We start from the raw sequence: 21,791 nt of genomic DNA on the forward strand, positions 1-21,791 counted from the left end.
GGGGGGGGGGAACCGGCGGGTCACCGGCCGGCGCGGTGGCGAGCGGCGCGGTGGCGATTGGCCCAGTGGCGAGCGGTGCGGTGGCGACCGGCCCGGCGCCGACCGGCGCGGACGCGGGCACGGCGGTGGCGACCGGCGTGGGGGCTGCCGCCGCGGCGAGGACGGGCACGAGAGACACCGGCTCGGCCGGCGCCGCGCCGACGGGGGACGACGCGGCGCCGGACATCGGTGAGGCGGCGTCCGCCGCGCGGATCACGTCGACCGCGTGGGCGAGGAATTCCGCCGGCACCGGGAAGTGCTGGCGGACCACCTCGGCGAGGTGCTCCACCTTGGCCCGGGACAGCCAGAGGATCTGCGTGATCGGCAGGAACAGCGCGAGCCGCAGGCAGGCCAGCGCGTACCGGTCGACGCCGGTGCCGGTCACCGACTGCGGGGCGGCGAAGCCCTGGTTACCCAGTGCCGGCCGGGCGTTCTCCGCCACCAGGGAGGCCACCTCGAAGTCGAGCAGCGCCACGGTGTCGTCCGGCCGGACGAGGACGTTGAACGGGTGCAGGTCGCCGTACACCACGCCGCGCTCGTGCATGTCCAGCACCGCCGCCTCGACCTGCCAGTACACGCGCAGGGCCCAGTCGACGTACTCGGCGTACGCGTCCGGGGCGGCCCCGACCTCGATCATCGGGTACCGGCGCACGAGCGCCTTGTGCAGCGGTACGCCGTCGATGTACTCCATCGCCAGGAACCGGTGCTCGCCGAGGGTGAAGAACTCGTACGCCTGCGGGATCCCCGCGACGCCGGCCAGGCGCCGCAGGATGTCGAACTCCCGGGCCGCCCGGGCGACGGCGTCCGCCCCGCTGCCGTCCAGGCCGGCGTGCGGGCGGGCCTCCTTCAGCACGATCGGCCGGCCGTCCGGCACGGTCGTGCCGCGGTACAGCCCGCCCCCGTTGGAGAAGTGCATGACGCTCTGGATGGTGTACGGGATGTCGGACACCGTGACGGCGTTGCGGGCGGCCAGGTGCGGCGCCAGGAAGTCGGGCAGCGTCAGCCAGGCGGGTACCCGGAAGACCGGGTCCCGCCGGTCCGGGACCAGGGTGCCGGTGCCGTCCTCGATGGCGAGCACCACCTGGCCGGACTCGTCGACGCAGTGCCGGGGTGCGAAGCCGCCGTACCGTACGTGCAGCGGGCCACTGCCCCAGCGCAGGTCGCTCAGGATGTACGGGCCGGGCTCACCGTCCAGGAGGTCGCCGAGTTCGCGCAGGATCCGTTCGCAGGCGGCGTCGTCGCGCGGGTAGATGGTGACGAGCTTGCCGCTGTACCCGCGGGGCGCGTACTTCGAGCTGCGCAGCCACAGCGCGGTCTCGGAGCGCAGGAACTTGAACTCGATGCCCCGGGTCAGGCAGTAGTCCCACACCGTGTCGAGGATGCGGACGGCGTTGGTCAGGGTCGCCGAGACGTGGATCTTCCAGCCCTGCGCCGGCAGGTCCACCTCCTGCGGAGCGAAGACCAGCCAGTCGCTCTGTTCCTCGCGCCGCCACCCGTCGGGCAGCGGGCGGCTCGCGGTCGGGAACGTCTTGCCGGCGGTGCTTTCCGAATGGAGCGCGTCGTAGAACAGCGGATGAGCCACGCAGAACGCTTCGTATCGCTCGCTCAATCCCGTCAACCTCCAGCGCCGGACGATGTACGTACATCGTCGTCGTGGCGCCGGTGCCGCCCCAGTGTGCGTTGTCACTGGTCAGCGTGGGTTTGACCGAGCCGACTCCGGTGAACGTCACGCCCCGCGCGTGCGTTTCGCACGGCCCACGGGCAGAGGCTCACCGACGCCGCCGCTCACTGACACCGCCGCTCACTGACACCGTCCCGCTCACGAACCGCGCCCGCTCGCCGGTGTCGAGCCGGGTCAGGCGCGCATTGCGGCACGATTCGGCCCGTAACGCCGCGTGACACCGGTACGGGAGACTGGACCGGTGTTCCTGGCGCCCCTGGTATCGACGCGCCGTCGCAAGCGGGCCGTCGTGCTCGGCCTCACCGCGGTACTGAGCCCGGTCTGGGGTACGGCGGGCACACCGGTCACCGACCTCGGAAACCGGCCGCCCGCCGTCGTCGTGAACCCGACGACCGTGGCCGCGATCCGGTCCGGCCGGCCCACCGGGTACCCGATCGGCGGCATCGACATCTCGGGCCACGACCACCAGCGGTTCGGCGTGCAGTGGGCCACCGAGGCGGCGGCCGGCAGCCAGTTCGTCTACGTGAAGGCGACCGAGGGCACGACGTACGTGAATCCGTACTTCGTCCGTGACTCCGCCGACGCCCGGGCCGCGGGCCGCTACGTCGGCGCGTACGTGTACGCCCGCCCGGACCGCGGCAATCCGATCGGTCAGGCGGAGTTCTTCCTGCGCCACATCCAGCGCGTCCGGGACGGCCGCACCCTCGTGCCGTTCGTCGACCTGGAGTGGCCGTACGCCGCGGTGAAGACCAACTCCTGCTACAACCTGAACCCGGCCCAGCTGCGTGCGTGGATCCACGCCTTCATCGGCCGCCTGGAGGCCGGCATCGGCCGCAAGCCGATGATTTACACCAACGCGCACTGGTGGGATCCGTGCACCGGAAACGACGCGTCGTTCGGGCGGTACCCGCTGGACCTGTCGAACTACACGAAGAAGCCGCCCACGCTGCCGGCCGGGTGGACGACGTTCGCGCTGTGGCAATACGCGCCGGGCAATCCGAGCAAGCGCGACGACCACGACCGGGACGTCGTCAACGGTGGGATGGCCGGACTGAAGAAGCTGGTGTGGCCGCCGCCCCGGGCGCAGCGTTGACGGTTAGCGCCGGTGGTAACGATCGGATAGCGTGCCCCGCATGGGAATCTTGGACCGGTTCGCTGGATCCTCGCGGGACAGGTTCGCCAGGGAGGCGCTGCGAATCGCGCGACGCACCGCCGGGGTGGTCAGCGCGCAGTACGACCGGGAGGCGTTCGCGATCGCGGTACGCCGGCCCGGCGCCCGCGAACCCATCTGGATCTACCTGTCCAACGTGTACGCCGAGTGCGCCGGTGCCTCCCGTTCCGAGCGTCGGGAGCGCATCGACCGGCTGATCCGCATCATGGCCGAACCGCACGTCGACGAGGCGTGGGAGTCGGTGCGCCCGAAGCTGCGCCCGGTGCTGCGTCCGGTCACGTTCGGTCAGGCCGGAGTGACCGGGGTCGTGCCGCCGATCTCCCGTGCCGCGCTGCCGCTGCTGCGCGAACTCGTCGTCATCGACCAGCCGGAGTCGATGGCCTACGTCGGGCCGAGCCGGCTGGACGCCTGGGGCGTGACGGTCGACGAGGTCTTCGACGCCGCCCGGGCCAACCTGACGCAGATCTCCGACGAGTGGTTGCGCCACGACTGGCCCGGCGACGACGCGCTGATCAGGATGATCGACACCGGCGACGGCTATTTCACGTCGCTGCTGCTGGCACCCGACTGGCTCGCCGAGGTGTCCCGGCGTGCCGGCAAGCCGGTCGTCGCGTTCGTCCCGGACACCAACACCGTGCTGCTGTGCGACGTCGCGGGCGGCGGGCTCGCCGCGCTGTACGAGATGGTGGAGAAGGAGTACGGCGAGGCGATCCGTGGGCTGTCCCCGGTCGGGTACGTGGCCGGCCCGGACGGCCGGGTGGTCCCGTACGCGCCGGTGGACCACGCCGACCGGGTCGCGGCGCGGCGGGCCGAGGTGCTGCTGGCCGCGACCGAGTACGGCGCGCAGACCCAGTGGCTGGCCAAGCAGTACGACCAGGCCGGCATCGACGTGTACGTCGGGCGCCTGCTGGCCGTGGCGCGGCCGGGCGAACCCGCGGTCACGGTGGCCACCTGGACCGACGGGATCACCTCGCTGCTGCCCGAGGCGCAGTACATCTCGTTCGTCGGCGACGGTGGCCCGGGCCCCCGGGTGCCGTGGCGCGTGGTCGCCGAGCTGGTCGGCCTGGAGCCGGAGCCGCTGCTCGCCCCGGCCCGGTACCGGGTCAGCGCCTGGCCGCCGCCGGAGGTGATGGCGGAGCTGCGGGCCCGCGCGATCGACTGAGTCGCCGGCGGCGGATCGCCGGACTCGGTGGTCGGGCCCGGCTCTACGGCGCCTCGATGCCGGCGATCCGGTACTTGTGGACCTCGACGGACCGCAGGTCGGGGAGGTCCGGCAGCGGCCTGCCCGAGTCGCGGAACCGGTGCAGGTCCTCGTCGGAGGCCCACCGCTCGAAGATGTTGATGCGCCCGGGGTCGATCGGGTCGGCCGTCTGGACGAAGTCGTGGCAGCCCGGCGCCTGCCGCGCCCGCGAAGCGACCTCGGCGACGCCGGTCAGGTACCGGTCACGGTCGGCCGGATCCAGGTGGAGCTGACCGGCGACAATGATCAGTTGAAGGCTCGTGGGCGCCCGCGGCGTCGCGGCACGGGCCTCGCTCAGGATCGCGGACGCTTCTGCACGCGCCCGGTCCACGGTCGCGCGGGCCTGAGCCTCGGTGGCCGTCCGGTGGTCCTCGGCCTGCCTTTCGGCGAGCCGGAGGATCCGCTCGACCCTGGAGCCCAGGTCGGATAGGCCCGCGCGATCCGGCCGCGGTTCGCGAGAGCGTGGTTCGTCGGCGCGTGGTCGCCTCCGCCAGAACCCGCGTCCGGCTGCGCCTCCCATGCCGCCTCCCGATTCCGTCCCGTCCGGTGGTGACCGTGTCAACGGTCTCAGTACGGGTCAAGCCCGATCACGGCGAACCGCTGCCCCGGCCGGGAGGCCGGCCGGGGCAGCGCGCGGCGGATCGGCTCAGAACAGGTTCGGGTTGACCGTCAGCGGCGGGTTCGCGTTCTGCGCGAGCGTGTGCGCCTGTGCCGGCCACCACGCGCCGGCCGCCGGGTCGACGATGCCGTACTCGGGGTCGACCGTGCCGCCCGCGATGCCACGGTTGCACTGGCCGTCGGACTCACCGATCGTCTTCACGTACAGGTACGCGTCGACGAGCGGGACGCCCGTACTGGCGGTCGGGCGTACGCCCATGCCGCGACCGGGCGGGTTGCACCAGACCTGCGGATCGCCGCTGTACGTGCCGGGCGCCGGGGCCCAGTGGCCCTGCCCGTTGCGGCTGGTGTCCACGACGAAGTGGGTCAGCTGCGCCACCGGCGGCGTACCGGCGTTCTGCGCGTACCAGGCGTCGGTCCAGTGCCACGTGCTCGGGTCGGACGGTGACACGGAGTTGCCCGGTGCCCCGTCGTTCGGGGCCGCGGCCGAGTAGTACTGGCTCGCGCACCAGTCGGTGTGTCCGGCGGCCCAGTCGGGTCCCAGGGTGGCGAACCAGACGCACTCCGAGACCCAGGTGCCGTACTCGTCGACCTGGCCGGTCGGCTCGAAGTTGGACACGTTGAGGAAGAATCCCTGCGTCTGCGCGACGCCGGCCTGGATGAGCCGGGCCGCCATGTCGCCGACCGCGTGCCACTGGCTGTGCCCCGCGTCGAGGTACACCGAGGTGCCCGGGTGCGCTTCGAGGACACCGATCGCGTACCTGATGTCGGCGATGCGCGCGGCACTGATCGCCCCGGTCGGGTCGGTTGTCGGGCCGCAGTCCGACGGCAGGTTCGCCAGCGCGTCGGGTTCGAGGATCACCACCGCCTTGCCGTCGCCGAGACCGCTGGCGAAGGCCGCGATCCATGCCTGGTAGTCCGCGTCGGACTGCGCGCCGCCGGCCGAGTACTGCGAGCAGTCGCGCAACGGGATGTCGTACGCGACCAGGACCGGTACGGCGCGCTGCGCGGCGGCGTGGCGTACCAGCGTGCGAACCTGGTCCTTCACCTGCGCCGGGGTGCCCTGGGTGAACCAGGTCGCCTCGGGCCACGTGGCCAGCTTCGCCATGGCGGCCGCGCCCGGGAAGTCGCGGTGCAGCAGGTCGGTGACGGCCTGGTGCGCCGCCTCGCTGTCGGGATTCACGTAGAACCTGGTGCCAGGGGTCAGTGCCCGGCCGGTGGACGGCGCGCTGGCCCACGCCGTGCCGGTGGTGGCCACCACCGCGGCGCCGGTCGTCGCCGCGCCGAGGCAGGCGACCAGCGCGGCCATGGCGAGCCGGTGTCGTGTCAAGGGGATACGCACGGATGCTCCTTCGGGTTGGAACGAGCAGACGGGGTGTGGGAACGCTCCCACGGCAAGCTTGGAGATATCGCCGTACGGTGTCAACAGCCGGACGGCCGAGCCTGCCGCCGCCGGGCAGCCGGGTAACGCACCGCCGCCGGGCGCCGCCGATTAGAGTGCAGTAACTTCCCGTTCGGAGAGGGGACCCCATGGCCGCCGCCGCGCTCGCCGCACCGCCGCTGACCATCCTGCTGGTGGAGGACGACGACGCCGACGTCGCGCTGATCGAGGAGTACTTCGACGAGCAGTCCCTGCCGGGTGAGCTGCACCGGGTGCCGGACGGGATCGTCGCGCTGCAGTTCCTGCGCCGGGAGAACGGCTTCGGGGACGCGCCGCGCCCCGACCTGATCCTGCTCGACCTGAACATGCCCAGGATGGACGGTCGGGAACTGCTGCAGGTCATCAAGGCCGCCGACTCGCCGTGGAAGTCGATCCCGGTCATCGTGTTCACCACGTCCGCCGCGGCCGAGGACATCGCGCGCAGCTACCACGCGTACGCGAACGCGTTCGTCACCAAGGCCATCGACTACAACGACTTCCAGGGTGCCCTCTCCAAGATTCACGAGTTCTTCGGAGCGGTGGCCTCGCTCGATCGAGGAGAGCGGGACCGCCCGTAGGATTCGCTTCCCGGTTTCGCCCGGTACGCCCGAGTGGGCGGTACCCGTTCCGGTGAATGTCCGCCCCGGCTACCGCCGCATCCGGGACGCCCGGCACGCCGGCCGGCGACAATGTGCCCGGTATCGAGCATTCGCCGGAAGAGGTGGCAATGATCCGCAAAGGCGCACCGCCGGTCCAGCCCGGCCCGACCCCGGCTGCCGGGAAGGGGACGCGATGAGTGAGCGACGCACCGCCCGGTTGGCGGCCGGGGCCGACGACGACGCGGTCAACCGGCTGGCCTCCGACTTCGCCGCCGTCGGCCATCAGGAGGCGGCCGCGCTGCGCGACGACGCGCTGACCGCGCTGTCCGGCGTCGCGGGTGGAGCGACCCTGCTGGTGGCCGGCGGCGTGTCCGCGGTGCTGGCCGTGTCGATGGCGTCCACGGCCGCGCTGCGCGCGCTGGAGACGCGCCTGTCGCCCCGGTGGGCGGCGGCGGTGATGGCCGTCGGGTACCTGGGTGTCGCCGCGGGTACCACGGCCGCCGCGGTCCGGGAGTTGCGCGCCGCCGGGGGTGGCGCCCAGCGGATGACCGACCAGGTCGCCAACGAACTGTCGGTGCTCGGGCGCAGGATCAGCAGCCAGGTGCGGCGGGCGTACCGCCCGGGCGCCGCGCGGTAGCACCGTTGGGTGCTCCGTCGCCCGGCCGGGTGGGGCCGTTCGGCCGCGCCGTGATCGCCGGCGTGCTGGCCGGTTGCGGCTTCGCCGCCTGGACGGTCGGGTCATACGGCGTGGGTGGCCGCGGGACGTGGCGGCCGCTGAACCTGGTCGCCCACGTGGTGTGGCGCGACGCGCCCACGTCCGGCGGGTTCAGCCTCATGGGCGCCGTGGTGGGCCTGCTGATCCTGCTGGCGGCCGGCATCGTGTTGATCGCCCCGTACGCCGCGCTGGCCTCCGGCGCCGGACTGTCCGCCCCGGTGACGCTGGTCGGCGCCGCTGTCTACACCAACGCGGCGTGGGTGATCGGCGACTACCTCGTGTGGCCGAAACTCGATCCGGTTGCCGCCCGGGACTTCTCCCCCGGCGTGGCCTGGCTGGGGCATATCGTGGGCGGCATAGCGGCCGGGGCCGCGCTGGCCGCCCAGCCGGGGCTGGGTTCCGCCGCCCGCCGCCGCTGGGCCTCGATCACCGGCGCGGCCGGACGGCTGCCCGGGGGCTGACCCGGGGCGACGCTGATCCAGGGGGCGCGACGTGCGGACCGAGTCCACGCTGTTCAACATCATCGGCGCTTTCCTGTACCTGTGCGCCGGCACGTACGCGTGGTGGACCGACAAGCTGAACCGTATCGAGTGGGCCGGCACCATGGAGCTGCTCCTGGCCGGCACGCTGGCGGTGGCGGTCGGCATGTACTTCGCCTTCGTGGCGCGGCGCATCCATCCCCGTCCGGAAGACCGGCACGCCGCGATCGCCGAGGGGGCCGGCGACATCGGCTTCTTCAGCCCGGGCAGCTACTGGCCGCTCGGGCTGGGCCTCGCGGTGGCGGTGGGCGCGATCGGCATCGCGATGGCCCAGTCCTGGCTGGCGATCCTCGGGCTGATCGGCGTCTTCCTCACGACCGGCGGGCTGCTCTTCGAGTACTACCACGTCAAGACGGCGGCCGGTGACTGACGCTGCCGCGACCGCGGCCGTACCGGCACTCGAACGCCGGTCTCTCGGAGTAGATGTGCGGCAGGTGGGTGAAGTTGCGTAGCGGAGGGGGGCAGGAGGTGACCCACTCCAGGGCGTTGCCGTGCCCCCACGGGTCGTCGACGGTGACCCGCTGGCCGAAGCGGTACGACTTCCACACGTTGAACAGGAACGGCAGGATCGACGCGCCCAGGATGAACGCGCCGATCGTCGACACCGTGTTGAGCGTGGTGAACCCGTCGGTGGGCAGGTAGTTGGCGTACCGGCGGGGCATGCCGCTGGCGCCCAGCCAGTGCTGCACCAGGAACGTGGTGTGGAACCCGATGAACGTGAGCCAGAAGTGCACGTGGCCGAGCCGGTCGTCCAGCATCCGGCCGGTCATCTTCGGGAACCAGAAGTACGTCCCCGCGTACACGGCGAACACGATCGTGCCGAACAGCACGTAGTGGAAGTGGGCCACGACGAAGTACGTGTCGGTGACGTGGAAGTCGACCGGCGGCGAGGCCAGCAGTACGCCGGACAGGCCGCCGAGCAGGAACGTGAGCAGGAACCCGATCGCGAACATCATCGGGGTCTCGAAGGTCAGCTGCCCCTTCCACATGGTGCCGATCCAGTTGAAGAACTTGATGCCGGTGGGGATCGCGATCAGGTACGACAGGAACGAGAAGAACGGCAGCAGCACCTGCCCGGTGCTGAACATGTGGTGTGCCCACACGGTCATCGACAGCGAGGCGATGGCGATGGTCGCGGCGACCATGCCCTTGTAGCCGAACAGCGCCTTGCGGCTGAACACCGGGATGACCTCGGTGACGATGCCGAAGAATGGCAGCGCCACGATGTAGACCTCGGGGTGACCGAAGAACCAGAACAGGTGCTGCCACAGGAGCGGCCCGTTCACCGCCGGGTCGTAGATGTGCGCGCCGAGTTCCCGGTCCGCGAGCAGGGCCAGGAGCGCGGCCGCCAGCACCGGGAACGCCATCAGGATCATGATGGCGGTGATGAGGATGTTCCAGGTGAAGATCGGCATCCGGAACATCGTCATGCCCGGTGCCCGCAGCGTGATGATCGTGGTGGTGATGTTGACGGCGGCCAGGATGGTACCGAGGCCGGACACGACCAGACCCATGATCCACAGGTTGGCGCCCGGCCCCGGCGTGTGCATGCCGTCCGACAGCGGCGTGTACCCGGTCCAGCCGAAGCCCGGCGCCCCCTCCGGTACCAGGAAGGCACCGACGACGATGGCGCCGCCGAACAGGTACAGCCAGTAGGCGAACGCGTTCAGCCGCGGGAAGGCCACGTCCGGGGCGCCGATCTGCAGCGGCACGATGTAGTTCGCGAAGGCGAACAGGATCGGCGTGGCGAACAGCAGCAGCATGATCGTGCCGTGCTCGGTGATCAGCTGGTTGTACTGCTCCAGCGACAGGAACTGGAGCCCGGGCCGGGCCAGTTCGCCGCGCATGAGCATGGCCATCGCCCCGCCGACGATGAAGAACCCGAACGCGGTGGTCAGGTACAGCAGTCCGATCTGCTTGGCGTCGGTGGTCCGCAGCAGGCTGCCGAACGTACCGCCCCTCGATCCCCGGTGGATCGTCCGTTCGTCGCGGTGTACCGCCTCCGGGCGCGGACGCGCGTGCGCCACAGACGTCGGGCGCGGCTGATCCATCCCGGCCGGCTACCCGAGCGCCGTCCGACCAAACCCGGTATGTGCGGTAAACGGCCCGTTGGCTGCGTTTCCTGCCGTTTGTTCCGGGTATCACGAGCGCCACCGGAGGGGGTGCGGATGCTGGGCACGCTACTGGGGCGGCGGTCCCGGCCGCGACGTGCCGTGGCCGCCGTGAGCGCGACCGTTCAGGGGACCGAGGAACGGCTCCGGATCGGGACGCCGCTGCGCCGGACCATCAACAAGGTCTTCCCGGACCACTGGTCGTTCATGCTCGGCGAGCTCGCCCTGTACTCCTTCATCATGCTGGTGCTGACCGGCACCCTGCTGGCGTTCTTCTTCGACCCGTCCATGGCGGAGGCGCCCTACCGCGGCAGCTACACGCCGCTGCGCGACATTCCGGTGACCGCGGCGTACCGGTCCACTCTGGACCTGTCGTTCGACGTGCGGGGCGGGCTCTTCCTACGCCAGATGCACCACTGGGCGGCGAACCTGTTCATGGCCGCGATCGTCGTCCACATGCTGCGGATCTTCTTCACCGGAGTGTTCCGCAAGCCCCGCGACATCAACTGGCTCATCGGGTCGAGCCTGTTCTGGCTCGGCTTCACCGAGGGATTCTGCGGCTACTCGCTACCCGACGACGGGCTGTCCGGAACCGGCCTACGGATCGCGGACTCCATCATGCTGAGCATCCCGATCGCCGGTTCCTGGCTGTCCACCAGCCTGTTCGGCGGGGAGTTCCCGGGCACGCTCATCCTGTCCCGGCTCTACATCGCGCACGTCCTCATCCTGCCGGGGCTGATCATCGCGCTGATCAGCGTCCACCTGGGACTGATCGTCATCCAGAAGCACACGCAGTGGCACCGGCCCGGGCACACCCGGCACAACGTGGTCGGTACCCGGATGGTGCCCAACTTCGCGATGACCAGCACCGGGCTGGCCATGTTCGTGTTCGCGGCGATCGCCGCGCTCGGGGGCGTGGCCCAGATCAACCCGGTCTGGCTGTGGGGTCCGTACGAGGCCAACGTGGTCGGCGCGAACGCGCAGCCCGACTGGTACGTGTGGTTCCTGGAGGGGGCCATGCGACTGTTCCCGGGGTGGGACATCCGGGCGTTCGGGTACACCGTGCCGGCGCCTTTCTGGCCGGCGGTCGTGCTGCCCGGAGTGCTCGTCGCGCTGTCCTTCTCGTACCCGTGGGTGGAGCGCCGGCTCACCGGCGACCGCGAGTCGCACCAGTTGGCGCAGCGGCCCAGGGACGCGCCCGGGCGGACCGCGCTCGGCGCCATGGCTGTGACGTTCTACCTGGTGCTGTCGGCGTGGGCGGCCGACGACACCTTCGCGGTGAAGTTCCACATCGACCTCAACGCGCTGGTGTGGGCCGGACGTTTCGCGGTGCTGCTGCTGCCGCCGCTAGCGTTCTACGCGGTAAACCGGCTGGCGCTCAACCTCCAGCAGCACGACCGGATGGTGCTGCACGAGGGCATCGAGACGGGCCTGATCCGCCGGACCGCCGACGGGCGCTACATCGAGATCCGTCAGCCCCTCGGCCCGATCGACGAGCGCGGCGAGGGGGTGCTGGAGTACGCGGACTGGGTGGTACCCAAGCGCCCGAACGAGATACTCGGCGGACGGCGCCGTGCCGTCCTGGGATTCTTCGTCCCCGTTCCGGGCGCGACGGACGGCCGGGGCGCGCCCGAGGGCGGGACTCCGGACGGCGGGCAGCCGCAGCCCGCCAGGCCCGAGCCGGTCGATGTCAAGCCGGCGACCGTCGATCTGGCCGGCGCGGCCGGGGCACCGACGACTCCCGCCCCCGGCGGAGCCGGCGACCGGCCCGAGATCATCCGGCCGGAGAGCACCCGGCCCGAGGGCGCCCGGCCGGAGAGCGCGATCGGGAGCCAACCGGCCGGCGGGGTCGAGGCTCAGACGCTCGAGCAGCAGGCACCGGCGGCGCTGCCGGCCGGGCCGCTGCCGATCCGGGCCGACGGTCCGGAGCGCGACCGGTGAACGGCGCCTCCGGTCGCCGGTTGGGGGAAAATCCGCGCGTCGCGGCGTGGCGCGAGGGTGGCATGGGTACCTCGCCACGGTGAACGCAGTCACCCGCAACGCCACGCGAGCCGCCGTCGCCGCCTTAGCCGCCGCCGTGGTGGTCGTCGCCGTCCGGGCGGCCCGGCGCGGTACGCGGGAGTGGCGCGGCGAGGGCCGGCCCGAGCGGCGCCGGACGACCGCCACCCTGGTCTTCCCCCGGCCCCGCGAGGAGGTCTACGAGCTGTTCCGGGACCTGGACCGGCTCGCGGCGGCGCTGGGCCCGACGGTCTCCACGGAACCCCTCGGCGACGATTCGTTTCTGTGGGTGCACGGCGGCGAGGGCCGGGAGCCGGTCGCCGTGGTGGTCCGGATAACCGGTGACGTTCCCGATGTCCTCATCGCGTGGGAGACCGCGGATCCCCCGCTGCCGCACGAGGGAACCGTCCGCTTCGCGTTCGCCGACAAGGGCACGCGGACCCAGGTCGACGTGAGCCTGCGGTACCGGTGGTCGACCGACCGGGCGCGGGCGGCGGGCATTCCGGACGACGCGGTGCAGGCGCTGCTGTACCGCCTCCTCACCACGCTGAGCGAGTCGGCGCCACTGTCCGCGCCGTGACCCGTCGCGAGGCGACGCGGGCGTACGCAGAGGCGACAGTGACGGTACGCGCAGCGACCGCCAGTCCGGGATGCGCGCAGAATCTCCGCCCCACTTGCCCCAGCCCACGCGCTTTATGATCAATCGCCGGTCCCGGCGACCGGGCCGCCGCCGGTACTGTGTTGTAACGATCAACTACCCGTTCCGGCGTGACACCCGCCGGTAACGTGCTCCACGCGAAGGGTTCCGATGTCACGACGCGCCACGGCCCGGCAACGGCCCACGCCGTCCTCGACCGTGCACGTTCCCGGGCGGGCCGGCGACGAGACCGCCGACCTGTCCGACCACGCCGAGCCGACCGCCGACCTGTCGGATCACGCCGAGCGGACCGCTGAGCTTTCCGGGTTCGCCGAGTCACCGGCCGCCCGCCCGCGGAACGCTCACCCGCGGGACGGTGGGACCTGGGGCGGCAGTGCCCGGGACGGCGGGGCCTGGGACGGTGACGCCCGGCGGGACGGGTCATGGGGCCCCGAGCCGCGGGACGACCGGCCGCGGACCGACGAGCCGTGGCAGGACGAGCCGTGGCACGACGAGCACCGGGAGGCCGACCGGGGGCTCAGCGAACCGGCGGACGCGCGGACGCGCCGCCCCCGTACCGCGCTCGCGTTCACGGCGATCGGCCTGGCCGTCCTGGTCGCCGGCGGCGCCGGAGCGGTCGCCGCCCGGCGGGGGCCCGGGGCCATCACGACGACCGCGCAGTGGACCGGCGCCCGGCCGAGCGACACGACACAGCCCGCCATCGCTGTCCAGCCGCCGCCCAGCCCGAGCCCGTCCGGCGTCGCGCTGCCCGCGACCTACACGGTGCCGGGCACCCCGCCGGAGATGCCGTGGCCGAAGAGCGGCCAGTCGACCCTGCGCGTGGTCGGCGTCGGCAGCCTGGGCACCACCCCCGACCAGCGGCCGGTACCCATCGCCAGCGTCACCAAGGTGATGACCGCCTACCTGGTGTTGCGCGACCACCCGCTCAGTGGCGGCGCCGACGGCCCATCGCTCACCGTCTCCGACGAGGAGGCCGCCCGCTACCCGGACGAGGTGGCCAAGGGCGAGTCGCTGGTGAAGGTCACGGCCGGTGAGGTGCTCACCGAGCGCGAGGCCCTGGACGCGCTGATGCTGCCCTCGGCGGACAACATGGCGCTCATCCTGGCCAGGTGGGACGCGGGCAGCGTCGACGCGTTCCTCGACAAGATGAACGACGCCGCGGCGTCCCTGGGCATGACCAACACCCACTACACCGACCCGTCCGGCCTCGCCTCATCGACGGTGAGCACCGCGGACGACCAGACCGTGCTCGCCGCTCAGGCGATGAAGATCACAGCGTTCGCGCAGATCGTGGCGCAGCACTCGGCGAAGGTACCGGTCGCCGGCACCGTGAAGAACTACAACACGCTGCTCGGCTCGTCCGGCGTGGACGGCATCAAGACCGGTTCGACCAGTGCGGCCGGCGGCTGCCTGCTGTTCGCCGCGCGCTACCAGGTCGCCGGGAAGACCCTCACCATCGTCGGAGCGGTGTTCGGTCAGCACGGCCCGACGATGTACGGCCTGCCGCTGGCGCTGAGCCGCAGCCGTTCGCTCATCGTGGCCGCACAGCACGCGCTGGGTTCCTTCCCGATCGTCACGGCCGGGCACACGGTCGTCACGAAGGACGGCGTGAACCTGGCACCGGCCGAGACGCTCTCCGTCATCGGCTGGCCCGGCCTGGAGTTCCACACCCACCTGCGGGCCGAGACCCTGGAGGTCGACGGGCCGGAGTCGCACCAGACCGTCGACCTCGTCGCCCAGTAGCGCCCGGGCCGGCTCAGCCGAGTTCGGCGAACGCCCGGGTGATCGCGTCGGTCGACGCACCGGCCGCGACGAGCAGGCGCAGCAGGACCCGGGCCTGGTACGGGTGCGCGTAGCCGCCGCCGATCAGGCCGCGCTCGCGCAGGTCGCGCTCGGAGCCGACCGCCCCGTACGTGGCGGACAGCACCGGACCGGCGCCGGTGCGCGAGGTCAGCACCACCGGTACGGCGGCGGCGATCCCACCCAGTACCGGCGCCAGCGCGGCGGGTACGTGACCGACACCGAAGCCGGCCACCACGAGCCCGTGATGCGTACGTTCGAGGTCGCGCAGGAACGCGCCGTCGTCGTCGAGCGTCATCGGGTACAGCGCGATCCTGGTCGCGGCCACGGCCTCGCGGGTGAATCCGGTGACCGGCCGGCGCCGGGGCACGTCGACGAGGAAGCGCGGCACGGTCTCCACGAGGTGCCCGAGTGGGCCGGCGTCCGGCGAGACGAACGCCGCGGTGCTGGTGCTGTGTGCCTTGCGGACGAACCGCGCGGCGTGGATGTCGTCGTCCATCACCACCAGCGCCCCGCGGCCCCGGGCGGCGCCGGAGGCCGCGACGGCGAGCGCGGCGGCGATGTTCGCCGGCCCGTCCGCGCCGGGCAGGGTCGGGTTGCGCATGGCGCCGGTGAGCACGAACGGGGCGTCGTGCGGCCACACCGAGTCGACCAGGAACGCGGTCTCCTCCAGCGTGTCCGTGCCCTGGGTGACCACGACCCCGCGGGCGCCGCCGGCCACCGCGTCACCGGCCGCGGCGACGACGTCGAGGATGTCGCCGAAGGTCAGGTTCGGGCTGGGTACCGCGGGAGCGTCGTGGACCTCGACGTCGATGCCGGCCAACCCGCCGGAGTCCGTGGCCCGGTCGCCGGTCGCCCCGGCTGCCGGCCCCCTCGCGGCCACGCTGTCCAGCAGGTCACGACCGGTCAGCCGGGGCATCACCCCGCCGACGCCCCGGCCGGCCATCGAGATGGTGCCGCCGAGCGCGAACAGCACGACCGGGCCCGACGGCACACCCGCGCCGCCGGCCTCGTCGGCGGCCGTCACGCGAGCCGGCCGATCGCGGCGTAGCCCGGGAACTGGTCAGCCTCAGGGCCCAGCTCCCGCCCCGGCTCCGGGTGCCACGCCGGGCACCGCACGATCCCCGGCGGCACGAGTCGCCAACCGTCCAGCAGCCGGGCGATCTCGGCCCGGCTGCGCATGAGGACGGCGTTGTCGGAGCGGGCGTACACCGCCTGGGCGTCGCGCTGCCCGGCCGGCGGCCGGCCGTCGGCGCTGGCGTGCGAGAGGGCCAGGTAGCTGCCGGGGGCGAGTGCCTCGCGCAGCTGCCCGAGGATCCGCTCGGGCCGCTGCTCGTCGGGGACGAAGTGCAGCGTCGCCACCAGGAGGACCGCGATCGGGCGGTCGCGGTCCAGCAGGTCGCGGACCGCCGGGTGGGCGAGAACCTCCAGCGGGTCGCGCAGGTCGGCGTGGATGGCGTCCGAGCGCGGGTGGTCGCCGAGGATCGCCTGGCTGTGCGCCACCGCGACGGGATCGAGGTCGACGTACACGACGCGGGCCGCCGGGTTGATCGCACCGGCGATCTCGTGGACGTTTCCCGCGGTCGGCATGCCGGAGCCCAGGTCGAGGAACTGGTCCACACCCGCCTCGGCGGCCAGGTACCGGACCGCGCGGCCGAGGAAGGCGCGGTTTTCCCGCAGTACCGCCGGAAGCTCCGGCATGGCGGCGATGGCGCGCTCGGCGACCTCCCGGTCGGCGGCGAAGTTGTGCGATCCGCCGAGCATGTAGTCGTAGATGCGGGAGGACGCCGGGCGGTCGACGTCGACCTCCGGCGGTGCCCAGTCCGGCCGCACTCGTCACCTCCGCCGTAGCCCGGTTCGGTCACGAGATTGTAGATCCACCCACTCTGGGCCCGGCCGCCGCGGCCAGCCGCCGGACGGCTCGCCGGTCCGCCGGTGCCCGCGCGGAGACCCGACAGGCCGGTCGGGCGCTACGGCACCAGCACGATCTTGCCGTGGGTGTGCCGCTTCTCCAGCTCCTCGAAGGCCGCCCGGACCTCGTCGAGCGGGTAGGTCGCGGCGATCGGCATCCGGACGCGGCCGGACGCGACCAGCTCGGCCACCTCGGCCAGCACCTCGACGCTGGCGGCCGTGGAGCTGCCCTCGCTCTTGACGCCGTACTCCTTCGCGGCGTCGAAGGCGATGACGGTGTTGATCCGGTCGCGGGCGACGCCGAGTTCGACGGCGAGCCGGACGTACTCCGGCCCGAAGGTGTCGATGAACGCGTCCACGCCGGACGGCGCCTCCTCGCGGATGCGTTGCGCGAGGTCGTCGCCGTACGAGATCGGCATGGCACCGATCGAACTCAGCCACGCGTGGTGGGGATCGGACGCGATGCCGATGACGTCTGCGCCGCGCACCTTGAGCAACTGCACCACGACCGACCCGACACCGCCGGCCGCGGCGGACACGGCGATCGTGTCGCCCGGTCCGGCGCCGACCGCCCGGACGCAGGCGTACGCGGTGACTCCGACGACGTACAGCGACCCGGCGACCTCCCAGGACAGGCCGGCCGGCTTCCGGATCAGGTGGTCGGCCGGCACGGCCACGTACTCGGCGTGGCTGGCCCGGCCGTCGGTCCAGCCCATCACCTCGTCGCCTGCGGCGAACGGGCCGGCGCCGTCGCCGACCTGCTCCACCACGCCGGCCAGGTCGCTGCCCTCGCCACTGGGGAACGTCGCCGGGAACATCGCGGCCAGCCCGCCGTCGCGGATCGCCGCCTCGCCGGGGTTGATGCCGGCGGCCCGGACGGCGACCAGCACCTCACCCGGTCGTGGAGCGGGTACCTCGACGTCGGCGACGTAGAGCACGTCGGTCCCGCCGTACCGGTCGAACCGGACTGCCCTGGCCATCTGCCGTCACCTCTGTCCCTGGGAACCGGACCCCGCGCCGGACGCGGGATCCGCCGCGTCGGAAAGCGGCCACCACCGCGCGGTACCGCCCAGAGCGGCGAGTCCAGCATAACCGTGGAATCCGCCCGAACACGCCGGTATCAGGCGTTGTAGACCTCGAACTCGGAGACCTGCCCGGCCGGCCAGCCGGTGTTCGCGGTGAACGTCAGCCTCAGGTACCGGACGCTGGCGGCGGCCGGGAACACGATGGTGGCGGTGTTGCCGGTCGCCGGGTTGAACGTGTATCCGGCCGGACCCGCCACGGTCGTGAACGCCGACCCGTCGGTGCTGCCCGACACCGACACAGTCTGGGTGCGGGTGTTCCAGGCCGAGGCCGGCGGCAACTTCAGCACCACGCGCCGGGTGCTCATCGTCGCGCCGAGGTCCACCTGGAGCCACTGCGGGAACGCGTTGTTGGCACTCTCCCAGTACGTGCCGGGATCGTCGTCGACGGCGTTCGCGCTGCCGTACACCTGGGTGTGGCCGCTCTCCGCGGTCGGCCTGCGCAGCGCCAGGTTCGTGGTGCCGCCGCCGGAGACCACCGGCGGGGTGGGCCGGGTGGCGGTCAGCGGGAGCTGACCCTTGAGCATGCGGCCGCCGTCGCCGGTCAGCCGCAGGTAGTAGTCGGACGAGCAGGTGATGCCGTCCTCGTCCAGCGCCCACAGCCCGGAGTTCGCCGGTACGCCCGAGGAGTGCTCGGCGGTCTTCGCGATCTGGTTCCCCTCGCCGTACTCGTCGAACATCGAGATGTAGATGCCCTGCGCGCCGACCCGCACCATGTTGTAGAACTGGCGCCACATGAAGTCGCCGTGCGCCCGCTGCCGCGCGGACACGTCGCCGGGCAGCACGCAGGGCTGGTAGTCGATGCCGTGCGCGTTGCAGTCGGCCTGGTCGGGCACGTTGATGTTCTGGTACACCGAGTCGGAGTCCGCCGCGGTGCCGATCGCGCCGACCATCCACGGGGACAGCGCGTTGAACGCGTGGTACGTGTCGAGGAAGCCGGGCCGGGAGCCGCCCACGCCGGTACGCCACTCCCGCGGCACTCCCCCGATCACGTAGCAGCCCTGACCCTTGAACCAGTTGATGACGTCGAGGCACGTCGCGGCGTCCCAGGGATGGTTGTTGTCGTTGTACCCGAAGCCCCAGACGCACACGACCGGCTTGCCGTTCTGCCGGGCGTACGCGGCCGACGCGGTGTGCGCCGACATCTTGCCGTTCCAGTCGGCCTTGATCTCCGACTGCATGGCCGTCCAGCCGGTGACGTCGTACATGATGTAGAACTTGCGCCCGTACGCCTCGGCCGCCGAGCGCACCCTCGCCGCCATGGCGTCCCGGGTCGGCCCCTCGGAGCTGTTGGGGTTGAACCGCTGGAGGGCCGCGGTGTCGCAGCCGTACTGCTGCATCCACTGGAAGTGAGTGTTGACCGTCTGCTGGTCGTACGACGAGAACAGGGTCGCCGGCGCTCCGTTGTTGAGGTTCGCGTAGGCGGTCTGGTATCCCCTGGCGTACTCCCGCATGTCCGGCCACGCCTTGATGACGTTGTTGCTCGGCGACGGTGCCTGGGACCAGTTCTGGCTCCAGTGCCACCAGGCGTTGATCGGGGCACCGTCGCCCGGGCAGGCGAACCAGCCCTGGTAGCCCACGGTTATCTTGCCGACCACGTCCCCGACCGGGCTCGCCGCGGTGGCGGCGCCGGCGGTGGCGGCATCGGCAGTGGCGGCGAGTTCGGTGGCCGACAGCGCGGCGAGGGTGGTACCGGCGAGGGCGCTGGTGAGGACCGAGCGGCGGGTGACTCCCATGTGCACTCCTTCCCACGGGCTGCCCGGCCGGGACGCGGCCGGGCAGCCTGGACGGACCCGACCGGGACGGAGGTCGGGCGGGGATCTCAGCGACGATCCCAGCGTGGATCTCATTGATCGAGCGCGATCGCTGCCTCATCCTGCCAGCCGCCGACAGATCCTCGCAATAGTTCGATAACACACGCGCAATCTTTTGCGGAAACGTAGCAAGACTGCATCCACACGGTCGCGGGTGCGCGCGATACCGGTGAGCGCCGGCCGCTCCGGGGATGACTGCCGCCGGGTTATGCTGGCGGGCTGCCTACCGTCAGGAGGACGCACATGGCCACCGACCCCACGCTCGTCGAGCGGATCGTCAGCACCCAGGAGGAACTGGACTCCGCCTACGTCGACGGCCCGCCACCCCCGGCCCCCATCGTGGTCGTCGACTACGACCCGGCCTGGCCGGACCTGTACGACCGGGAACAGCGGCGCATCCGCGACCTGCTCGGCGACTCGGTGGTCGCGGTGGAGCACGTCGGATCGACATCGGTACCGGGCCTGGCCGCCAAGCCGATCATCGACATCGATCTGGTCGTACCCGACTCCGCCGACGAGGACGCCTACCTGCCCGCGCTCGTCGCGGCCGGGTACCGGCTGACCGTCCGGGAGCCGAACTGGCACGAGCACCGGATGTTCAAGGGCCCGGACACGAACCTCAACTGCACGTGTTCTCGCCGAACTGCCCGGAGACCACGCGCCACACGGTGTTCCGCGACTGGCTGCGCGCGCACCCGGAGGACCGGGACCGGTACGCCGAGACCAAGCGCCGGCTCGCCGGCGGCACCGACGACATCCGGGCGTACACGGACGCGAAGAACGACGTCATCGACGACATCTACCGGCGGGCGTTCGCGGCCGGCGACTGATCCGTGCGCCGGGGCGACCGGTCGCTACCCTCGGGCGTCCAGCACCTTGCGGAACACGACCTCGTGCCGGCGGTACCCCATGCGGTGCTCGTAGAACGGCATCGAGGTCGGGTTGTCCGCGTTGCTCTCCAGGGTCACCACCTCGGCTCCCCGCTCGACGGCCCACCGCTCGGCCGCCGTCATGAGCGCGGTACCGACCCCGGACCGCCGGTACGGCTCGGCGACGCTCAGCGAGTCGACGTGCACCCGGCGGCGCCGGAAGTCGCTCTGCACCTGGCGGGCGGCCGACGGCAGCGGCTCGAGGAGCCGGGCGGACAGTTCTCCGGCCAGCGTGCCGTCCACCGCGGCGGTGAGGACGAGCATCGACGGATCGGCGACGAGCTTCTGGTACAGCTCGGCGAACCACTCCACCAGACCGTCGGGGTCGGGCTCCTGCGCGGTGTCCGGGTTGATGCTGGCGAAAAACCGGCCGCTGTCGATCCAGAGCTGGGCCAGGCCGGCGGCGTCGTCGACGGTGGCCGGGCGTACCACGACTGACATGACCGCCAGTATCGCGCCCGGCCGCCCGCGCCGGCCGGCCGGGCCGGAACGGCCGGCTCCCTGCCCCGGATGTCAGGCCGGCCCGCCGAACCGGTAGGTGACGCCGGTCAGGCGCTCCGACTCGGCCCACAGCCGGCGCTGCGCCTCCGGGTCGCGGGCCGCCTCGCTCGGCTCGATCCGGACCGGGTGCCCGGATGCCCGCAGCAGCCGCCCGTCCGGCCCGTAGTACTCGCCGCCGCGCGCCCGCGGGTCGGTCGCCGCCCGCAGTGTGGCGAGCGCACCGGTGGCGGCATCCGGCTGCCCGGCCAGCCGGGTCAGCAGCCACACGGCCAGGCGCGCCGGGGCGGCGGTGTGGCGCGGAAGCTCGGTCGGTACCAGGCCGGGCTCCGCCGCCAGCGCGACCGGGCGGGCGGCCGCGGCGGCCAGGCGGCGCTGCAGTTCAAGGGTGAACATCAGGTTCGCCAGCTTCGACTGGCTGTACGCGGCCGGCCTCCGGTACCGGCGGCGCGCGAAGTGCAGGTCGTCGAAGTCGATCCGGCCGCCACGGTGGACCAGGCTGCTGACCGTCACGATCCGGGCGCCCGGGGTGGGCAGCAGCCGGTCGAGCAGCCGCCCGGTCAGCGCGAAGTGGCCGAGATGGTTGGTGCCGAACTGGCGCTCGAAACCGTCCTCGGTCCGGCCGAACGGCGGCATCATCAGCCCCGCGTTGTTGATCAGCAGATCCAGGCGCGGGTACCGCGACCGGATCCGGTCGGCGGCCTGGCATACCGAGGCGAGCGAGGCGAGGTCGAGGCCCAGCGGGTCGACCGCCGCATCCGGTACCGTGCCGGCGATCCGCGCGGCCGCGGCGTTCGCCCGGCCGGCGTCCCGGCAGGCGAGGACCACGGTGGCGCCGTGCGCGGCGAGGACCGTCGCGGTCTCGAACCCGATGCCGGTGTTGGCCCCGGTGACGACGGCGGTGCGCCCCCGCTGGTCGCCGACCTCGCCGGCGACCCACCCGTCCGTCCAACGGCTCACTCGCGTCA

The 21,791-nt window shown here is 72.3% G+C and carries 19 protein-coding genes and 1 pseudogene; 10 read left to right on the top strand and 10 right to left on the bottom strand.

Annotated features, from left to right (window positions below; translation table 11 throughout):
• Window positions 1–1,648: class III lanthionine synthetase LanKC (lanKC, locus tag Raf01_RS10910; RefSeq protein WP_203917677.1), on the bottom strand; the 1,648-nt coding region annotated here is incomplete at its 3' end.
• A 313-nt stretch (window positions 1,649–1,961) separates the two neighbouring features.
• Between lanKC and Raf01_RS10915 the strand changes: the two genes are divergently transcribed.
• Together Raf01_RS10915 and Raf01_RS10920 are read left to right on the top strand one after the other, a co-directional pair.
• Window positions 1,962–2,813, top strand: coding sequence for a GH25 family lysozyme (locus tag Raf01_RS10915; RefSeq protein ID WP_203917678.1), 852 nt, complete (start codon window positions 1,962–1,964; stop codon window positions 2,811–2,813).
• 40 nt (window positions 2,814–2,853) lie between these two features.
• Entirely contained in the window at window positions 2,854–4,053 is a 1,200-nt protein-coding gene (locus tag Raf01_RS10920; RefSeq protein ID WP_203917679.1) for a DUF1444 domain-containing protein, read from the top strand.
• Between the two features lie 43 nt (window positions 4,054–4,096).
• Here Raf01_RS10920 and Raf01_RS49465 read toward each other — a convergent pair whose 3' ends face one another.
• Together Raf01_RS49465 and Raf01_RS10930 are read right to left on the bottom strand one after the other, a co-directional pair.
• Window positions 4,097–4,651 carry an antibiotic biosynthesis monooxygenase family protein gene (locus Raf01_RS49465; RefSeq protein ID WP_239133520.1) on the bottom strand — a complete coding sequence of 185 codons (555 nt, stop codon included), beginning with the start codon at window positions 4,649–4,651 and terminating at the stop codon, window positions 4,097–4,099.
• Window positions 4,652–4,777: 126 nt separating this feature from the next.
• A complete protein-coding gene (locus Raf01_RS10930) occupies window positions 4,778–6,091 on the bottom strand; it encodes a glycoside hydrolase family 6 protein (protein WP_203917680.1) in 1,314 nt (437 codons plus the stop codon).
• A 188-nt stretch (window positions 6,092–6,279) separates the two neighbouring features.
• On the opposite strand from Raf01_RS10930, the gene Raf01_RS10935 reads away from it, so the two are divergent.
• The 4 genes from Raf01_RS10935 to Raf01_RS10950 all read left to right on the top strand — a co-directional run bounded on the left by Raf01_RS10935 (window position 6,280) and on the right by Raf01_RS10950 (window position 8,392).
• On the top strand, window positions 6,280–6,747 hold the full coding sequence (locus Raf01_RS10935; protein WP_203917681.1) for a response regulator: 468 nt from the start codon (window positions 6,280–6,282) through the stop codon (window positions 6,745–6,747).
• Between the two features lie 214 nt (window positions 6,748–6,961).
• Window positions 6,962–7,405: a phage holin family protein gene (locus Raf01_RS10940; RefSeq protein WP_203917682.1), complete on the top strand. Its 444-nt coding sequence runs from the start codon at window positions 6,962–6,964 to the stop codon at window positions 7,403–7,405.
• A gap of 5 nt (window positions 7,406–7,410) precedes the next feature.
• A complete protein-coding gene (locus Raf01_RS10945) occupies window positions 7,411–7,944 on the top strand; it encodes a hypothetical protein (protein ID WP_203917683.1) in 534 nt (177 codons plus the stop codon).
• A 31-nt stretch (window positions 7,945–7,975) separates the two neighbouring features.
• Entirely contained in the window at window positions 7,976–8,392 is a 417-nt protein-coding gene (locus Raf01_RS10950) for a cytochrome c oxidase subunit 4 (RefSeq protein WP_203917684.1), read from the top strand.
• Here the strand turns inward: Raf01_RS10950 and ctaD are convergent.
• A complete protein-coding gene (ctaD, locus tag Raf01_RS10955) occupies window positions 8,370–10,073 on the bottom strand; it encodes an aa3-type cytochrome oxidase subunit I (RefSeq protein ID WP_203917685.1) in 1,704 nt (567 codons plus the stop codon). The genes Raf01_RS10950 and ctaD overlap by 23 nt on opposite strands.
• 117 nt (window positions 10,074–10,190) lie before the next feature.
• On the opposite strand from ctaD, the gene qcrB reads away from it, so the two are divergent.
• The 3 genes from qcrB (at window position 10,191) to Raf01_RS10970 (ending at window position 14,532) form a co-directional block, all read left to right on the top strand.
• Window positions 10,191–12,074 (top strand): cytochrome bc1 complex cytochrome b subunit, encoded by a 1,884-nt coding sequence (qcrB, locus tag Raf01_RS10960; RefSeq protein WP_203917686.1) that lies wholly within the window; start codon window positions 10,191–10,193, stop codon window positions 12,072–12,074.
• Between the two features lie 79 nt (window positions 12,075–12,153).
• The gene (locus tag Raf01_RS10965) at window positions 12,154–12,711 is read left to right on the top strand and encodes an SRPBCC family protein (RefSeq protein WP_203917687.1); all 558 of its coding nucleotides are present in this window, start codon (window positions 12,154–12,156) and stop codon (window positions 12,709–12,711) included.
• Between the two features lie 228 nt (window positions 12,712–12,939).
• Window positions 12,940–14,532 (top strand): D-alanyl-D-alanine carboxypeptidase family protein, encoded by a 1,593-nt coding sequence (locus Raf01_RS10970; RefSeq protein WP_203917688.1) that lies wholly within the window; start codon window positions 12,940–12,942, stop codon window positions 14,530–14,532.
• Window positions 14,533–14,545: 13 nt separating this feature from the next.
• Here the strand turns inward: Raf01_RS10970 and Raf01_RS10975 are convergent, their stop codons facing one another.
• From Raf01_RS10975 to Raf01_RS10990, 4 genes are all read right to left on the bottom strand, one after another.
• The gene (locus Raf01_RS10975) at window positions 14,546–15,616 is read right to left on the bottom strand and encodes an asparaginase (RefSeq protein WP_239133521.1); all 1,071 of its coding nucleotides are present in this window, start codon (window positions 15,614–15,616) and stop codon (window positions 14,546–14,548) included.
• Complete coding sequence (locus tag Raf01_RS10980; protein ID WP_203917689.1) at window positions 15,613–16,422, bottom strand: SAM-dependent methyltransferase; 810 nt, start codon at window positions 16,420–16,422, stop codon at window positions 15,613–15,615. The genes Raf01_RS10975 and Raf01_RS10980 overlap by 4 nt, the downstream gene beginning before the upstream one ends.
• Window positions 16,423–16,559: 137 nt before the next feature.
• Window positions 16,560–17,480: an NADP-dependent oxidoreductase gene (locus Raf01_RS10985; RefSeq protein WP_203917690.1), complete on the bottom strand. Its 921-nt coding sequence runs from the start codon at window positions 17,478–17,480 to the stop codon at window positions 16,560–16,562.
• Between the two features lie 140 nt (window positions 17,481–17,620).
• Window positions 17,621–19,318: a glycoside hydrolase family 99 protein gene (locus Raf01_RS10990; protein ID WP_203917691.1), complete on the bottom strand. Its 1,698-nt coding sequence runs from the start codon at window positions 19,316–19,318 to the stop codon at window positions 17,621–17,623.
• 321 nt (window positions 19,319–19,639) lie between these two features.
• Between Raf01_RS10990 and Raf01_RS10995 the strand changes: the two are divergent.
• A pseudogene (locus tag Raf01_RS10995) lies at window positions 19,640–20,226 on the top strand (GrpB family protein).
• A gap of 24 nt (window positions 20,227–20,250) precedes the next feature.
• Here Raf01_RS10995 and Raf01_RS11000 read toward each other — a convergent pair.
• Both Raf01_RS11000 and Raf01_RS11005 read right to left on the bottom strand, forming a co-directional pair.
• On the bottom strand, window positions 20,251–20,766 hold the full coding sequence (locus tag Raf01_RS11000; RefSeq protein ID WP_203917693.1) for a GNAT family N-acetyltransferase: 516 nt from the start codon (window positions 20,764–20,766) through the stop codon (window positions 20,251–20,253).
• Window positions 20,767–20,838: 72 nt separating this feature from the next.
• Window positions 20,839–21,783, bottom strand: a complete 945-nt coding sequence (locus tag Raf01_RS11005) for an oxidoreductase (protein ID WP_203917694.1) — start codon at window positions 21,781–21,783, stop codon at window positions 20,839–20,841.
• Window positions 21,784–21,791: the final 8 nt, after the last annotated feature.

The organism is Rugosimonospora africana, assembly GCF_016862975.1.
Lineage (GTDB): Bacteria > Actinomycetota > Actinomycetes > Mycobacteriales > Micromonosporaceae > Rugosimonospora > Rugosimonospora africana.

Bases quoted from the DNA above. Each gene is read 5' to 3' on its own strand.
- Raf01_RS49465 (WP_239133520.1), bottom strand. From the start codon at position 4,651: ATGGGAGGCGCAGCCGGACGCGGGTTCTGGCGGAGGCGACCACGCGCC.
- Raf01_RS10935 (WP_203917681.1), top strand. From the start codon at position 6,280: ATGGCCGCCGCCGCGCTCGCCGCACCGCCGCTGACCATCCTGCTGGTG.
- Raf01_RS11000 (WP_203917693.1), bottom strand. From the start codon at position 20,766: ATGTCAGTCGTGGTACGCCCGGCCACCGTCGACGACGCCGCCGGCCTG.
- Raf01_RS10920 (WP_203917679.1), top strand. From the start codon at position 2,854: ATGGGAATCTTGGACCGGTTCGCTGGATCCTCGCGGGACAGGTTCGCC.
- ctaD (WP_203917685.1), bottom strand. From the start codon at position 10,073: ATGGATCAGCCGCGCCCGACGTCTGTGGCGCACGCGCGTCCGCGCCCG.
- Raf01_RS10990 (WP_203917691.1), bottom strand. From the start codon at position 19,318: ATGGGAGTCACCCGCCGCTCGGTCCTCACCAGCGCCCTCGCCGGTACC.
- Raf01_RS10970 (WP_203917688.1), top strand. From the start codon at position 12,940: ATGTCACGACGCGCCACGGCCCGGCAACGGCCCACGCCGTCCTCGACC.
- Raf01_RS10985 (WP_203917690.1), bottom strand. From the start codon at position 17,480: ATGGCCAGGGCAGTCCGGTTCGACCGGTACGGCGGGACCGACGTGCTC.
- Raf01_RS10940 (WP_203917682.1), top strand. From the start codon at position 6,962: ATGAGTGAGCGACGCACCGCCCGGTTGGCGGCCGGGGCCGACGACGAC.
- qcrB (WP_203917686.1), top strand. From the start codon at position 10,191: ATGCTGGGCACGCTACTGGGGCGGCGGTCCCGGCCGCGACGTGCCGTG.